The organism is Hymenobacter baengnokdamensis (assembly GCF_008728635.1).
GTDB lineage: Bacteria > Bacteroidota > Bacteroidia > Cytophagales > Hymenobacteraceae > Hymenobacter > Hymenobacter baengnokdamensis.
In genome coordinates this window covers 1,571,803-1,585,666 of record NZ_CP044285.1, presented here as the reverse complement: position 1 = coordinate 1,585,666, position 13,864 = coordinate 1,571,803, and the positions used below count along the sequence as shown (strand labels likewise).

12 protein-coding genes are annotated in these 13,864 nt (G+C 62.6%); 6 read left to right on the top strand and 6 right to left on the bottom strand.

Going from position 1 to position 13,864, the window contains the following annotated elements; genetic code table 11:
- Nucleotides 1–55 precede the first annotated feature (55 nt).
- The gene (galB, locus tag F6X24_RS06705; RefSeq protein WP_151087270.1) at nucleotides 56–2,503 is read left to right on the top strand and encodes a beta-galactosidase GalB; all 2,448 of its coding nucleotides are present in this window, start codon (nucleotides 56–58) and stop codon (nucleotides 2,501–2,503) included.
- 164 nt (nucleotides 2,504–2,667) lie between these two features.
- On the opposite strand, the gene F6X24_RS06700 is transcribed toward galB, so the two are convergent.
- On the bottom strand, nucleotides 2,668–3,180 hold the full coding sequence (locus tag F6X24_RS06700) for a Dps family protein (RefSeq protein WP_151087269.1): 513 nt from the start codon (nucleotides 3,178–3,180) through the stop codon (nucleotides 2,668–2,670).
- A gap of 180 nt (nucleotides 3,181–3,360) precedes the next feature.
- On the opposite strand from F6X24_RS06700, the gene F6X24_RS06695 reads away from it, so the two are divergent.
- On the top strand, nucleotides 3,361–4,245 hold the full coding sequence (locus tag F6X24_RS06695) for a class I SAM-dependent methyltransferase (RefSeq protein ID WP_151089541.1): 885 nt from the start codon (nucleotides 3,361–3,363) through the stop codon (nucleotides 4,243–4,245).
- Between the two features lie 72 nt (nucleotides 4,246–4,317).
- Nucleotides 4,318–5,271, top strand: a complete 954-nt coding sequence (locus F6X24_RS06690) for a Ppx/GppA phosphatase family protein (RefSeq protein ID WP_229725398.1) — start codon at nucleotides 4,318–4,320, stop codon at nucleotides 5,269–5,271.
- On the opposite strand, the gene F6X24_RS06685 is transcribed toward F6X24_RS06690, so the two are convergent.
- Genes F6X24_RS06685 through F6X24_RS06670 form a run of 4 tightly spaced genes read right to left on the bottom strand, consistent with a single transcriptional unit; the run spans nucleotide 5,268 to nucleotide 8,746 of the window.
- Nucleotides 5,268–6,608 carry a M56 family metallopeptidase gene (locus tag F6X24_RS06685; RefSeq protein WP_151087268.1) on the bottom strand — a complete coding sequence of 447 codons (1,341 nt, stop codon included), beginning with the start codon at nucleotides 6,606–6,608 and terminating at the stop codon, nucleotides 5,268–5,270. The two genes, F6X24_RS06690 and F6X24_RS06685, sit on opposite strands and share 4 nt — an antisense overlap.
- A gap of 33 nt (nucleotides 6,609–6,641) precedes the next feature.
- Complete coding sequence (locus F6X24_RS06680; protein ID WP_151087267.1) at nucleotides 6,642–7,097, bottom strand: toxin-antitoxin system YwqK family antitoxin; 456 nt, start codon at nucleotides 7,095–7,097, stop codon at nucleotides 6,642–6,644.
- 17 nt (nucleotides 7,098–7,114) lie between these two features.
- Nucleotides 7,115–7,528, bottom strand: a complete 414-nt coding sequence (locus tag F6X24_RS06675; protein ID WP_151087266.1) for a BlaI/MecI/CopY family transcriptional regulator — start codon at nucleotides 7,526–7,528, stop codon at nucleotides 7,115–7,117.
- A gap of 21 nt (nucleotides 7,529–7,549) precedes the next feature.
- Entirely contained in the window at nucleotides 7,550–8,746 is a 1,197-nt protein-coding gene (locus tag F6X24_RS06670) for a TraB/GumN family protein (protein ID WP_151087265.1), read from the bottom strand.
- A 230-nt stretch (nucleotides 8,747–8,976) separates the two neighbouring features.
- Here F6X24_RS06670 and F6X24_RS06665 point away from each other — a divergent pair, with 230 nt between their 5' ends.
- A complete protein-coding gene (locus F6X24_RS06665; protein WP_151087264.1) occupies nucleotides 8,977–10,041 on the top strand; it encodes an Ldh family oxidoreductase in 1,065 nt (354 codons plus the stop codon).
- 15 nt (nucleotides 10,042–10,056) lie between these two features.
- Here the strand turns inward: F6X24_RS06665 and F6X24_RS06660 are convergent, their stop codons facing one another.
- Nucleotides 10,057–10,707, bottom strand: a complete 651-nt coding sequence (locus F6X24_RS06660) for a phosphatase PAP2 family protein (protein ID WP_151087263.1) — start codon at nucleotides 10,705–10,707, stop codon at nucleotides 10,057–10,059.
- 192 nt (nucleotides 10,708–10,899) lie between these two features.
- Between F6X24_RS06660 and F6X24_RS06655 the strand changes: the two genes are divergently transcribed.
- Nucleotides 10,900–12,345: an alpha-amylase family glycosyl hydrolase gene (locus F6X24_RS06655; RefSeq protein WP_151087262.1), complete on the top strand. Its 1,446-nt coding sequence runs from the start codon at nucleotides 10,900–10,902 to the stop codon at nucleotides 12,343–12,345.
- Nucleotides 12,346–12,432: 87 nt separating this feature from the next.
- Complete coding sequence (locus tag F6X24_RS06650) at nucleotides 12,433–13,782, top strand: alpha-amylase family glycosyl hydrolase (RefSeq protein ID WP_151087261.1); 1,350 nt, start codon at nucleotides 12,433–12,435, stop codon at nucleotides 13,780–13,782.
- The last annotated feature ends 82 nt before the right edge of the window (nucleotides 13,783–13,864 follow it).

Here is a 13,864-nt window from a genome sequence, read left to right as displayed (position 1 = left end):
CCGTAACTTGCCTACCATTAAGTAACAGCGCCTTTTCACGCTTTCGCCCTCTACTATGTCGCCTGTTAAATATGTCGCCGCGCTCCTGCTGGCCGCCAGCCTACCGGCCGCCGCCCAGTCGCGCCAGGAAACGCTTCTCAACACGAACTGGAAATTCACCAAAGGCGACCAGCCCGACGGGGCCAAGCCCGAGCTGAACGACGCGCAGTGGCAAACCGTGCGCATCCCCCACGACTGGGCCATCAGCGGGCCGTTTGATGGCAAAAACGATTTGCAGGCCGTTAAGATTGAGCAGAATAACGAGCAGCAGGCCACCCTGAAAGCCGGCCGCACCGGCGGCCTGCCGTTTATCGGGGTGGGCTGGTACCGGCGCCAGCTGGCCGTGCCGGCCTTGGGACCGGGCGGCCAAGCGGTGCTGCTCTTCGATGGCGCAATGAGCAACGCGCACGTGTATATAAATGGCAAAGAAGCTATATTCTGGCCCTACGGCTACAATTCCTTTTCGGTTGATATAACGCCCTACCTGCGCGCCAGCGGCCCCAACACGCTGGCCGTGCGCCTGGAGAATTTTTCGGAAGCCTCACGCTGGTACCCCGGCGCGGGCCTTTACCGCAACGTGCACCTCATCACCACGAAGGGGCCACACATTCCGGTGTGGGGCACTTACCTGACTACCCCGACTGTCACGCCCGCGTCGGCCACGGTGAAGCTGCAAACCAAGGTGCAGGCTACGGCCGGCACCAGGGCGCTGCGGCTGCAGACCGACATCCGCGACGCGGCCGGCAAGGTGGTGGCCAGCACCACGACCCCGCTGCCGGCCAGTGGCAGTGAGTTTAGCCAACGCTTCGCGGTGAAAGCGCCCCGGCTGTGGTCGCCCGAAACGCCGGTGCTCTACACGGCCGAGTCGAAGCTCTATGCAGGCGAGGCCTTGCAGGACACGTACCAGACCCGCTTCGGCATTCGCTCCTTCAAGTTTGAAGCCGGGAAAGGCTTCTCGCTCAACGGGCAGCCGCGCAAGTTTCGGGGCGTGTGCAACCACCACGACCTCGGGCCGCTGGGCTCGGCCGTGAACAAGGCGGCGCTGCGCCACCAGCTCGCACTACTCAAGGAAATGGGCTGCGATGCCATTCGGACTTCGCACAACATGCCCGCCCCCGAGCTGGTGAGCTTATGCGATGAGATGGGCTTTATGCTGATGGTGGAGTCGTTTGATGAGTGGAAATCGCCGAAGGTAAAGAACGGCTACAGTCAGTATTTCGACCAGTGGTCGGAAAAAGACCTGGTGAACATGGTACACCGCGACCGCAACCACCCGAGCGTGATTATGTGGAGCATCGGCAACGAGGTGCCCGATCAGAGCACACCCGAAGGCCCGGCCATTGCCAAGCGCCTGCAGGATATTGTGCACCGCGAAGACCCTACCCGCCCCGTAACGGCCGGCATGGACCGCTTTGACGACGATTTTAAGTATGGCTTTGCCAAAGTGCTCGATATCCCGAGCTTCAACTACAAGCCGCACCGCTACGCCGAAGCCATTGGCAAGCTGCCGCAGGGCTTTTTGCTGGGCTCCGAAACGGCCTCTACAGTCAGTTCACGCGGGGTGTATAAGTTTCCGGTGGTGCTGGCCAAGGATAAGAAATACCCGGACAATCAATCGTCGTCGTACGACCTGGAGGCCTGCAACTGGTCGCAGACGCCCGACGAAGAGTTTGTGGCCCAGGACGACCTGCCCTACGTAGCCGGCGAGTTTGTGTGGACGGGCTTCGACTACCTCGGCGAGCCCACGCCTTATGATGAGAGCTGGCCCTCGCACAGCTCGCTGTTTGGCATGTTTGACCTGGCCGGCCAGCCCAAGGACCGCTACTACCTCTACCGCTCGCGCTGGAACACCGCCAAGCCCACCGTGCACCTGCTGCCGCACTGGACCTGGCCCGGCCGCGAAGGTCAGACCACGCCCGTGTTCTGCTATACCAACTATCCGTCGGCCGAGCTGTTTGTGAATGGCAAAAGCCAGGGCCGCCAGACCAAGAGCCCGGCCGCCACGCCCCAGGCGCGCTACCGCCTCGAATGGAACGATGCAAAGTATGAGGCCGGTACGATTAAGGTAGTGGCTTACGACGCCCAGGGTAAGCCCGCCGGCACCGATGAGATTCATACGGCCGGTGCCCCCGACCATATTCGCCTCGTAGCCGACCGCGCTAAGCTCAGCGCCGATGGCGAAGACCTGGCCTACGTGACGGCCCGCGTGGAAGATGCCCAGGGCAACCTTTGCCCCGATGCCACCAATCAGCTGCATTTTACGGTGAGCGGCGCGGGCCGTTTCCGCGCCGTGGGCAACGGCGATGCCACCTGCCTGGAGCCCTTCCAGGAGCCCCAGATGCACGCCTTTGGAGGGCAGCTGGTGGCGATTGTGCAGGCCGGTGAAACGGCCGGCGCAGTGCAGCTGCAAGCCACTGCGGCCGGACTGAAAAATGGGGTTATTGACCTAAAAATCAGCAAATAAGCCACAGGTAATAAGCTACGTACTGCGCAGAAAAGCGTACGAGCAAAAATAAAAAAAGACTTTCAGCAGCTGCTGAAAGTCTTTTTTGTATTCAGAATAAACTATATTACAAGCAGTACTGCTTCGCCTCTAAAGTAAGTACTCTGCTAGCGCTGTTGCCGGCCTCAGTTTACCTCGCGGGTAGCTTCAAACAGGAACCAGGCGCGGCGCTCGGCCTCGTCGATATATACTTCGAGCAGGCTGGCGGTGGCTACGTCGTTGATATCATCCGCAATCTTGTGGGTATCACGCATGTTCTTGGCCAGGCTGCGGTTTTCGTTCAGCACATCGACCAGCATATCGAGCGGGTTTTCGTACACGTCGTCGTTGTCTTTGACACGCTGCTTGCGGCCAATCTCGCCAATGGAATGCACAGTTGGGAAGCCCAGTTTGCGGACGCGCTCGGCTACGGGGTCAATAATGGCAAAAATCTGGTCGGCCTGTTCATCCAGCAGCAGGTGGTAGTCGCGGAAGTGACGACCATTCATGTGCCAGTGGTAGTTTTTAGTCTTCACATAAAGCGCGAAGAGGTCCGAAACCAAAATGTTAAGGCTATCGCTGAGCTTGGCGCGGCCGGTTTCGCTGAGGTCTGAGGGGGTATGCAGCAGAGCGGGCTTCTTTTGGGCGGTGGTGGGCATAAGATGGGTTTTGAATTAGTTTTTGACTGCCAGTTATTTACTGACAAATCATTTGTAAGCGACCTGTGTACGCAATTGGCGGCGGGTAGTTTAAGAAGACGCCGGCCGCTTTTTCCGTCGGCTGCCCGACCTTTGCAAGTCCTGCCCCAGGGCTGCGCCTACCCAATCTGCTTTTTCTTCGTGTACGACTTTCTCACCACCTCGCCCTGGCCCGACTACGAGTTGCTCGACAGCGGCAATTTCCAGAAGCTGGAGCGCTTCGGCCAGTACGTGCTGGCGCGGCCCGAGCCCCAGGCCATCTGGGATGCGCACCTGCCCGCCAGCGAGTGGGCCCGCGCCGATGCCATATTTGCCCGCGCCCCTGGCAGCACCGAAAAAGGCCAGTGGAGCCTCAAAAAAGGGATGCCCGAGCAGTGGATTATCTCCTACGAGCGGCCGGGCGGGCTGAAGCTGAAGTTCCGGCTGGGCTTGTCGTCGTTTAAGCACGTCGGGCTTTTTCCGGAGCAGGACCCGAACTGGCAATTCATTTATAACCAGACCCGTAAGCGCCAGGCCAGGCTACCGCGCGTGCTCAACCTGTTTGCCTACACCGGCGCGGCCACGCTGGCCGCCCGCGCGGCCGGGGCCGATGTCACACACCTCGACTCGGTGAAACAGGTCAATTTCTGGGCCCGCGACAACATGGAAGCCAGCCAGCTCGACGGCGTGCGCTGGCTGGTGGAAGATGCCATGAAATACGTACGCCGCGAGGTAAAGCGCGGCAGCAAGTACCAGGGCCTCATCCTGGACCCGCCCGCCTACGGCCGCGGCCCCAACGGTGAGAAGTGGCAGCTCGAAGACGAGCTCAACGAGCTGCTCAAGCTCAGCCAGCAGCTGCTCGACCCGGAAGACCATTTCTTCGTGGTGAACCTCTACTCGCTGGGCTTTTCGGCACTGATTCTGGACAATCTCACGCAGGCTATATTCCCCGGCCCAAAAGCCGTGCGCGAGCTGGGTGAGATATACCTGCACGATGCCGGCCAGCGTAAGCTGCCGCTGGGCACGTTCTGCCGGTTTGCTACGTAGCGCGGACTTTCAGTCCGCGTTGATTCTTTCTTTCGTTCCAAACGCGGACTAAAAGTCCGCGCTACTTTCTTTATGCACGCTCCCGTACTGCATCGCCGCCTGGCCCTTATCGACATGGGTACCAACACCTTCCATCTGCTGATTGTGGAAGACCGGCCCGGCCAGTTGCCGCACGTGCTGGTGCGCACCAAGGTAGGCGTGCGCCTGGGCGAAGGCGGCATCAGTAAAGGAGAGATTGCACCCCTGCCCTACGCCCGCGCCCTACAAACGATGCGCGGCTTCAAGGAAGAAATAGAATTGCACCAGGCCACGGAGGTGCGCGCCACGGCTACCAGCGCCATGCGCGTCTCGCGCAACGGTCCCGATTTGGTGCGCGACATTCTGGAAACCACCGGTATTCAGGTTGAGACTATTGCCGGCGACCGCGAGGCCGAGCTTATTACCAAAGGTATCCGGCAGGCCGTGGCCCTGGGCCCGGAAAAGCACCTGCTGGTAGATATCGGCGGCGGCTCGGTAGAATGTATTATTGCTGATGCCGATACCATTTTTTGGAAGCACAGCTTTGAGATAGGCGCGCAGCGCCTGCTCGACCAGTTTTTCCCGGCGCCGGCCGGCGTGTTTCCGGCAGCCTCGCTGCAAGGCGAGCTGGAATTTCTGGCCGAGCAGCTGGCCCCGCTCACGGCCGCCGTGGCCGAGTTTGGCCCGCTGGCCGGCTTGGTGGGCAGCTCGGGCAGCTTCGACACCCTGGCCGACCTCTCGGTGGGCCAGGTGCGCAAAGAAGCTGACCTGCCCCCCAGCACCCCGCTGCCCCTGGCCGATTTCGAGCAGCACTTTGCGCAACTGCTCACCCTCGACCACGCCGGGCGGGTGGCCTTGCCGGGCATGTTTGCCATGCGGGCCGATATGCTGGTGGTAGCCAGCGTCATCATCAAATACATGCTGACCACCTATAACTTAACGACTATCACCACGTCGGCCTTCGCGCTTAAAGAAGGCTTGCTGGCTGAGCTGCTGGGCCGGGATTAGGGCTGATTTTTGAACATAACCGGCACTGTAAAGCTCACCGCTACTGCCTGCCCGCCTTGCTTACCCGGTACGAAGCGAGGGAGCTTGCGGATGGCAGCTAGTACGGCCTCATTATAAGCCGGGGCGATACCTTTCACGATTTTGGCATCTTCCACGCTGCCATCAGCCTTCACCGTAAAGCTGGCGAATACCATGCCCTCCTGCCGCGCTCCGGCGGGGTACACGAAGTTGTCCTGAATCTGCTTGACGATGGGCCCTACGCCTTGGGCAGCGGGCAGGCGCGGCATTTGCTCGACGTAGGTATACACGTGGCCGGCACGCTCTTCATGGAGGCCCTCCTGCGACATGGTAGCAGGCATTGGCGGAGGGGGCGGGGCTATTTCGGCAGTCCGGACTGCTGCTGATTGCTTGGTAGTCGGCACTGGCTGGTCGCTGGCTGAGTGGCAGGCTACCAAAAATACGCCGCCCAGCATGGGCAGGGTCAGCCACTGCTTCCAGCGGCGCACGGGAGTTTGATTTTGCAGCATGGCAATTCGGGTTAAGGTGAAGGAAAAAGTAAAAGGCTGTAGCAAAGTCATATAGCGACTACCCATTCCTCCACGCAAAGCCAGGCGGGCCAGCATAGCCGGGTAGAGCACCGCAGTTTCTTCGGGTGTGCTACCGGCAGCAGGTTGCGTGGCGGCCTGGTCGGCCAGCAGTTCGTGGGTGAGGCGCAGCGCCGGCAGTAACAGGTGCGCAAAGGGATTGGGCCAGAGCACTATCCGCCAGCATTCAAGCCAGAGCAGGTCGTAGCTGTGGCCCTGGCGCACGTGGGCCAGCTCGTGGGCGAGTACCGAGGAAGCCTCGGCGGGCGCGAGCCCGGCGGTTTCATCCCAGAAAATGGTACGGCCAAACGAGCTGGTCGGCAGCCGCCCGCCGGTGTAGGCCAGCGTGTAGCCGGGCCGAGCCTCGCGGGGCAGCCCCCGAGTAACCGCATGCAGCTGCCAGCTCCGGTAGGCCAGCCGCGCCAGCAGCAGCCCTACTCCTAACGCGTACAGTCCTACCATCCAGCGCCAATCGGGTACATGGGCCACGGCAGTTGGCCCCGTAGCGAGCAGCGTGGGCAGCAGCACCGTGGGGATAGCCGCGCTGGGTTGGCTCCCGGCTACCAGCCAGGCCGGTAGGGCCGGGTGCGGCAGCAGCGGCAGCCCCACCGCCACCACCGGGGCCAGCAGTAGCAGTGCCCGGTTGTAGCTAAAGCAGCGCTCGCGGCGCAGCGCCAGCCGGTACACCAACCACAGCGCGCCCAGCGGCGGCAGCGTGCCGCCCAGCCAGGTCAGGAGAGAGTAAGCATCCATGTAAAGTTTCATTAATAAGCGACGACTACGCGGCTAATGGTCAGCTAATTTTCTTTTATCAGTCAGGTACCTGGTACTGGTGCGCTTTCCAAAATTGTAAAGCTGCACGCTGTCCAGGGTTCCGGCCAGGGAGTAGAACTGCCACTCGCCAAGCCAGTAGAAGTGCGGCCCCTTGGGCTCGTCGACGGTGCGGGCGTGGCCACGCCGGGCCACCTGGCCGCTGGGGTAATAGTAGATAATGTCGCTGAACCCGTGGCGGCGGTAGCGCTCCTGCCGCTGCAACTCACCAGCCTGCGCGTAGTAGCGCCAGCGGCCCACCGACTGGCCGTGACGATAGCGGCCTCGCGTAAAAAGCTGCGTGCGGGCGGCATCGTAGTACGTGCAGTAGCGACCCTGACGCTGGCCCTGGCGGTCGGTGCGCTCGGCCAGCCGGGTACTGGCACAGGCCGTAGCCAGGGCACTGAGTAGGAGGAACAGCAACAAGCGCATAGCAGTAAGAAACTGGCTTACTTTTTCTTATCCTCATCTTCTGAAGTATCATCCGAAGTCGAATCGCCGGCCCGCGCCTGGCGCAGCAGCGCATCGAGCTGCGCGGCATCGAGGTTTTCTTCCTGGGCGAAGAAGGACACCAGCTGCTCGAACGAGCCGCCGAAGTAGCCCCGCAGCAGCTTGCGCAAGGAAAAGCGCCGGTAGTCGTCCTGCGCTACCAGGGCGTGGTAGCGGTAGCTGCGCCCCACCGGCTCGTAGCCCACGAAGCCCTTCTGCTCCAGGATGCGCACGATGGTACTAACCGTAGTGAGGGCCGGCAGCGGCGCGGGCAGCGCCTCACGCAGGTCTTTGACGTAGCTCGGGCCGCGCTGCCAGAGCAGCTGCATTACCTGCTCTTCGGCGCGGGTAAGCTCTGGGAATGAATAACTCATTCTATATATTATATTTATAATTCATTTAACGGGAAACGTCCGTTGCCAGCACCGGCGGCCGGGGGCGTCGCGCAGCTCGGCCAGGTAAGTGCCGGGCATCAGGGCGAGGCGCACGGTGGTTTCGTTGGGGCGCAGGCAGTACACGGCCACGGGCACGGCGCCGGGCTGGGCTTGTTTTTCGCGCTGCCAGTATACCAGCATCACCTGCGGCGCGGCGCGCAGGCTATCGGCCGGCAGGGCGAGGCGCGTGGTGCGGGCGGCCGGGTCGCCAAACCCGTTGCCGGTTTCGGCCAAGCGCAGGCGGTTCAGCACGTAGAGGTCGCAGGTGAGCGCCCGGTCCGGCAGGCTGGCGGGTGGCACCAGGTAGGCTCCCGGCGGCAGCGTCCGCCAGCCGGGCGGGTCAGTCAGCGCCGCCTGGGTCTGCTCGATGGTAAGCGGGTCGATACCCGACAGCTTGCGCACCCAGGTAGCCATCGTTTGGGCCGTGCTGCTTTCGTTGAGGTGGCCGTGGCCGGCCAGCACCACCACCCGCGCCCCGGGGTGCGGCCCGAGCGTAGCCGCCAGCAGGTTGCGGGCCTCGTCGCGCTCGCGGTCAGCGCTCATGGTATCATAGGCTACTATGTGGAAGCCCAGCTGCTGTGCCCGCCGGATGAGGTTGCCGAAGTGCGGCTCGTTGGTGTAAAAGCCCGAGGCGGCCACCGGGTAGCCGCGCTGCCGCAGGCCCGCCGAGTCGACGGCGTCCAGCGCCTCCAGGGCCAGGTACCGAAAGCCCTGCTGGTAAAGCGCGGGCAGCAGGCTACCCACCAGCCAGCGCCCGCGCGGCTGGGTGTGCTCCTCGTTGAACATCACCACCTGCCGGTGCTGAGTCTGGGCCAGAATAGTCGCCACTGCCGGCGGCGGAGCTACCACGGGCCCGGTGGCCAACGGCGTATGGCCGTCATTCTGCCGCCAGTAGTAGGCAATGCTATCCAGTTCGCCAGCCATTGCCGCGAAGGTTGCCATCGCCTGCCAGTAGGTGCCAATATCAGCCGCATTGCGCAGGTAGGCCGGGCGCTGCCGGCGCAGCTCCAGCAGCGGCAGCAGGTAGTTGACCGAGCCGGCCGGCCCTACCCGCACGGCTTTCCCAGCCAGGGCAAACGGGTTTTCGGGCTCAGCAACGGTAACTGCCGCCGCCAGTAGCGCGATACCCAGCAGCCAGCCAGTCAGTTGCGGTTTCATACTACTCGTCAGTGTTAGTGAGTCTTGCTAGGATGACGCTAAGTACGAGACTCTTTAACTAATAATTTAGTTTATAACTAAAAAATACGTTTAACATCTAATCAAGTTATTGATTATCAATGATGATATTTTTCTGAATTGACAAGAAAGTCAGGTAACCAGCCGCAGCTAGTACGTTTGTGCGCCCGCCGCTGCGGCGTTTTTCAGCCAGCGGTGCGGGGCTTTTGCTTATGTCGATATTCTCCTATCAGCAGCTATTCGCCTTCGCCGAGCGCATATTTCTCGCCCTTGGCTGCCCGCCCGACGACGCCACGCTGGCCACCGAAACCCTGCTTTCGGCCGATTTGCGGGGCGTCGACTCGCACGGTGTGGCGCGGCTCTCGGGCTACGTGCGCCTCTGGGAGGCGGGCCGCATCAACGCCCAGCCGCGGGTGGGCATCAGCTACGAAACGCCCAGCACGGCCGTGGTCGATGGCGACGGCGGCCTGGGCCTCGTGGTAGGCCCCAAGGCCATGCGCATTGCCATGAGCAAGGCCGCGCTGGTGGGCACCGGCTGGGTATCAGTGAAGAACTCCAACCACTTCGGCATTGCCGGCTACCACGCCATGCTGGCGCTAGCCCAGGACATGATTGGCCTGGCCATGACCAATGCCTCGCCGCTGGTGGCTCCTACTTACTCGCTCGATAGGCTACTGGGTACCAACCCGATAGCGGTAGCCGTGCCGGCCGGCGAGCAGCCCGATTTTGTGCTTGATATGGCTACCACCACGGCGGCCAATGGCAAGCTCGAAATCGCGCAGCGCAAAAATCTACCCATTCCGGAGGGCTGGGCGCAGGATGCGCAGGGCCAGCCCAGCACCGATGCCAACGCCGTGAAGAACGGCGGGGCGCTGCAGCCGCTGGGCGGAGCCACCGGCTCGCACAAGGGCTACGGCCTGGGCGCGGTGGTCGATATCTTTTCGGCCGTGCTGAGCGGGGCCAACTACGGGCCGTGGGTGCCGCCGTTCGTGGCGTTTTTGCAGCCGCCCGCCGACCCGGTGGGCCAGGGCATCGGCCACTTTTTCGGGGCCATGCGCGTTGATGCGTTTCGCCCGGCCGACGAGTTTAAAACCCACATGGATAAGTGGATAACCACTTTTCGCGCAGCCAAAGCGGTGGCAGGCAAACAGGTTCTCATTCCCGGTGACCCCGAGCGCGAGATGGCGGCGCACCGGCTCCTTGCGGGTATTCCGCTGCTCGATGCCGTGGTGCAGGATTTGGAGAAGACCGGAAATAAGCTTGGCGTTAAGCTATAGACAGCCGTCTACGAGCTAGCGGGCAGGCGGTGCGGTTAGATGGCCGGGATGGCGGGCCGCCGCCAGCTGCGCCAGCAGTACCCAGCCCACCGCGCTGCTCCAGCCGGCCAGCACATCGGAAGGGTAGTGCACCCCCAGGTACAGGCGCGCCCAGCCCACGGCCAGCGAAAACAACGGGGCCAGCAACCAAAGCCGGCACTGGCGCGGCAGCACAAAAAACAGCGCCGTCGCCAGCGCTGCCGTATCCATAGCGTGGCCGCTGGGAAAGCTGAACGTGTATTCGGGCAGTATGCTGACCCACAGCGTAGGGCGCGGCCGGGCTACTGCATATTTAATCACCTGCGTGAGCAGCATAGAGCCCCCGAGCCCGACCACAAATAGCCTGGCATCGCGGGCGCGGCCCGCCCAGAACAGTGCTGCCGTGGCAAACACCCCAGCAGCTATAATCGGCCCGGTGTCGCCCACTCGGGTGAGCAAGCTGGCAAGCTGGTCGAGCAGCGGCGCGGAGTGCCGGTGCAGCGCCAGTAAGGCCGGCTTATCGAATGATGCCCCGCCGTATCTCACTACCAGCTCCGCCATACTGCCAAACACCCCCCAGGCCAGTACCGCCGGCAGCCCCAGCCTATAGAAATGAGAGGAAGTAGAAACCATAGCGGACCAGCTCATACGCCGGACCGCATACGGCAACGACGGGCGCAGGATGCCTCGTGCCTGAAGTAGAAATAAACTACTTGCTCAGCGTGCGGCCAGCCGGGCCCCGACTGCCCACTGCCGGGGCAGCTACCGGTCGTTTTATCAGCCAGCTATGCTCTGATTTTAAGAAGCCGGCATAACCCGACGGGCTCGCTACCTTGCGGCATGCTTCTTACATTGCTTCAGCAGTCGGGGCGCGCTTTACTGGTCAGCCTGGGGCTGATGGGGCTGGCTACCTGCTCGCACCCCGGCACCCCGGCTGATACTGCTATTACGGCTGGTTGCCGGCCGCCCGCGCCGTTTACCATCCAGCACCCGGCCTGGGCTAGCTCGGCCAGCCTCTACCAGGTAAATGTGCGCCAGTACACGCCCGAGGGCACGTTCCGGGCGTTTGAGAAGCACCTGCCGCGCCTGCAGAAGATGGGCGTCGGCATTTTGTGGCTGATGCCGGTGCAGCCCATCGGCGAGGTGAAGCGCAAGGGCCGGCTGGGCAGCCAGTACTCGCTGCGCGACTACCGTACGGTGAACCCTGAGTTTGGCTCGCTGGCCGACTTGCAGCACCTGCTCAACGAGGCGCACCGCCTGGGAATGCACGTCATTCTCGACTGGGTGGCCAACCACACCAGCTGGGACAGCAACCTGAGCAAGCAGCACCCCGACTGGTTTACCCGCGATGCCAGGGGCAGCTTCGTGCCGCCCGTGGCCGACTGGCAGGATGTGATTGACCTCGACTACTCGCAGCCCGACCTGCGCCAGTACATGACCCAGAGCATGGCCTACTGGGTACGCGACGTGGGCTTCGATGGCTTCCGCTGCGACGTGGCCGGCCTGGTGCCTACCGATTTCTGGAATAGTACGCGGGCGGCGCTGGAAAAAATAAAGCCTGTTTTTATGCTCGCCGAGTGGGACGAGCTGCACGACCCGCCCTTTCTCAAAAAAGGCGAGTTCACGCCCCATACTCACCTGCTCGAAAAGGCGTTTGATGCGACCTACGCGCTGAAGCTGCATTACCTGCTCGACAGCATTGCGCAGGGCAAGCGGCCGGTGGCGGCGCTACCGGGCTACTTTGCCGCTGAGCGCCGGATGTACCCGGCAGGCGTGTATTTGATGAATTTCACCAGCTCGCACGACGTTAATTCCTGGGATAACCCGGAAGGGATTCGCCTCGGCGCCAACGCCCAGGCGATGGCTGTACTCACGGCATTGGTGCCGGGTATTCCGCTGGTTTACAGCGGGCAGGAAGCGGCTTCGACCAAAAAGCTGCGCTTCTTTGACAAGGACACCATTCAGTGGAAGGGCTACCCGCTAAACGCGTTTTACGCCGCGCTGCTGCACCTCAAGCACGACAGCCCGGCCCTGCGCAACGGCGATGCCTGCGCCCGCTTCTCTATTCTGCCCGCGCCACCCGACTGCTTCGTGTTCGAGCGGGCCAGCGGCGACGGCAAGGCTAAAGTGTGGGTGGCGGTGAACCTGGGCGCACGGCCTCAAGCTATCGCTCACCCGGCCGAAACCGTGGCCGACGCCTTCGCCGATGTGGGCTCGCCGGTTGACGCTGCGCCGGTGACGGTGCCCGCCCACGCCTGGCGCGTGCTGCGCACGCAGCAACCGTAGCGCGGCAAAAGCAGTAGCGTGGACGCTGCGAGTCCGCGCGCAGAACGACCTACGCGCGGACTCGCAGCGTCCACGCTACTATTGCATATGTCCGACCATCCGCTCGCCTCCCGCTTTGTGGTGCGCCACCCCGAGTGGGCCGCCAACGCCACTATTTACGAAGTCAATGTCCGCAACTTCACGCCCGAGGGCACTTTCCGGGCCTTCGAGGCGCACCTGCCGCGCCTGGCGAAGATGGGCGTCGTTATCGTGTGGCTGATGCCTATTCATCCCATTGGGAAGCTTGGCCGCAAGGGCTCGCTGGGCTCGCCCTACGCGGTGCAGGACTACCTTGGCGTAAACCCGGAATTCGGCACCCTGGACGACCTCCGGCACCTCGTGCAAACGGCCCACGCGCTGGGGCTGAAAGTGCTGCTCGACTGGGTGGCCAACCATACCAGCCGCGACAACGCGCTCATTACGGAGCATCCCGACTGGTACCGGCACGACGCTCAGGACCAGCTCGTGCCGCCCGTGGCCGACTGGACCGATGTGGTAGCCCTCGACTACACGAACCCGGCCCTGCGTCAGTATATGGAAAATTCACTATGTTACTGGGTGCAGGAAGCCGATGTCGACGGCTTTCGCTGCGACGTGGCCGGGCTGGTGCCCACCGACTTCTGGGATGAGGCCCGGCCCGCGCTGGAAGCCATTAAACCCGTATTTATGCTCGCCGAGTGGGACGAGCTGTACCCGTCGGGCGGCCTGACCTGGGAGGAATTTAACTCCGAAACACAGCTATTGGAGCGGGCCTTCGATATGACGTTTGGCCTACGCCTGCATTATTTGCTCGACCGGATTGCCGAAGGCAAGGCCCAATTGAGCGACATCGACGAGTACCTGGCGGCCGAGCGCGAAAAGTACCCGCCCTCGGTGTACCTCATGCACTTTACCAGCAACCACGACGTGAACAGCTGGGACGGCACCGAGTACGAGCGCCTGGGGCCGCTGGCGCTGCCATTTGCGGTGCTTACGGCGCTGCTGCCGGGTATGCCCATGCTCTACAGCGGCCAGGAAGCCGGCCTTAAGCGCCGGCTGGCTTTCTTCGACCGCGACCCGATTGACTGGGCCGATTATCCGCTGCAGGATTTTTATACCAAGCTCTTGCAGCTCAAAAAACGCCACCCGGCCCTGCGCAACGGTGATGCGGCCAGCAACTTTCAGCGCCTCGCCACGCCGGCCGGGCTCTACGGCTTCGTGCGCGAGAAAAACGGCTCGGCCGTGGTCGTGCTCCTCAATGCCACCGCCGAGCCGCTGGAGCTGCCGGGACAAAAAACGCTGATTCCCGCCCAAAAAGGCTTGTTCGATGTGTTTAGCGGCGAGCAGTGCACGCTGGCCCAGCGCAAAGCGCGGCTGGTGCCGGCCCACGGCTGGCGGGTGCTGCGCACCCGCGACTAGGCAGCGCACCGCGTTGCGCTGCCTAGCTGTCCGGAAAAACAAAAAGGGCATCCGGCTCATCTGGCGAGTGGGTGCCAGATGA

Excerpts from the sequence above, each read along its gene's own strand:
- galB (WP_151087270.1), top strand. The coding sequence starts at position 56 with ATGTCGCCTGTTAAATATGTCGCCGCGCTCCTGCTGGCCGCCAGCCTA.
- F6X24_RS06700 (WP_151087269.1), bottom strand. The coding sequence starts at position 3,180 with ATGCCCACCACCGCCCAAAAGAAGCCCGCTCTGCTGCATACCCCCTCA.
- F6X24_RS06690 (WP_229725398.1), top strand. The coding sequence starts at position 4,318 with ATGCACGCTCCCGTACTGCATCGCCGCCTGGCCCTTATCGACATGGGT.
- F6X24_RS06685 (WP_151087268.1), bottom strand. The coding sequence starts at position 6,608 with ATGGATGCTTACTCTCTCCTGACCTGGCTGGGCGGCACGCTGCCGCCG.
- F6X24_RS06680 (WP_151087267.1), bottom strand. The coding sequence starts at position 7,097 with ATGCGCTTGTTGCTGTTCCTCCTACTCAGTGCCCTGGCTACGGCCTGT.
- F6X24_RS06675 (WP_151087266.1), bottom strand. The coding sequence starts at position 7,528 with ATGAGTTATTCATTCCCAGAGCTTACCCGCGCCGAAGAGCAGGTAATG.
- F6X24_RS06670 (WP_151087265.1), bottom strand. The coding sequence starts at position 8,746 with ATGAAACCGCAACTGACTGGCTGGCTGCTGGGTATCGCGCTACTGGCG.
- F6X24_RS06665 (WP_151087264.1), top strand. The coding sequence starts at position 8,977 with ATGTCGATATTCTCCTATCAGCAGCTATTCGCCTTCGCCGAGCGCATA.
- F6X24_RS06660 (WP_151087263.1), bottom strand. The coding sequence starts at position 10,707 with ATGAGCTGGTCCGCTATGGTTTCTACTTCCTCTCATTTCTATAGGCTG.
- F6X24_RS06655 (WP_151087262.1), top strand. The coding sequence starts at position 10,900 with ATGCTTCTTACATTGCTTCAGCAGTCGGGGCGCGCTTTACTGGTCAGC.
- F6X24_RS06650 (WP_151087261.1), top strand. The coding sequence starts at position 12,433 with ATGTCCGACCATCCGCTCGCCTCCCGCTTTGTGGTGCGCCACCCCGAG.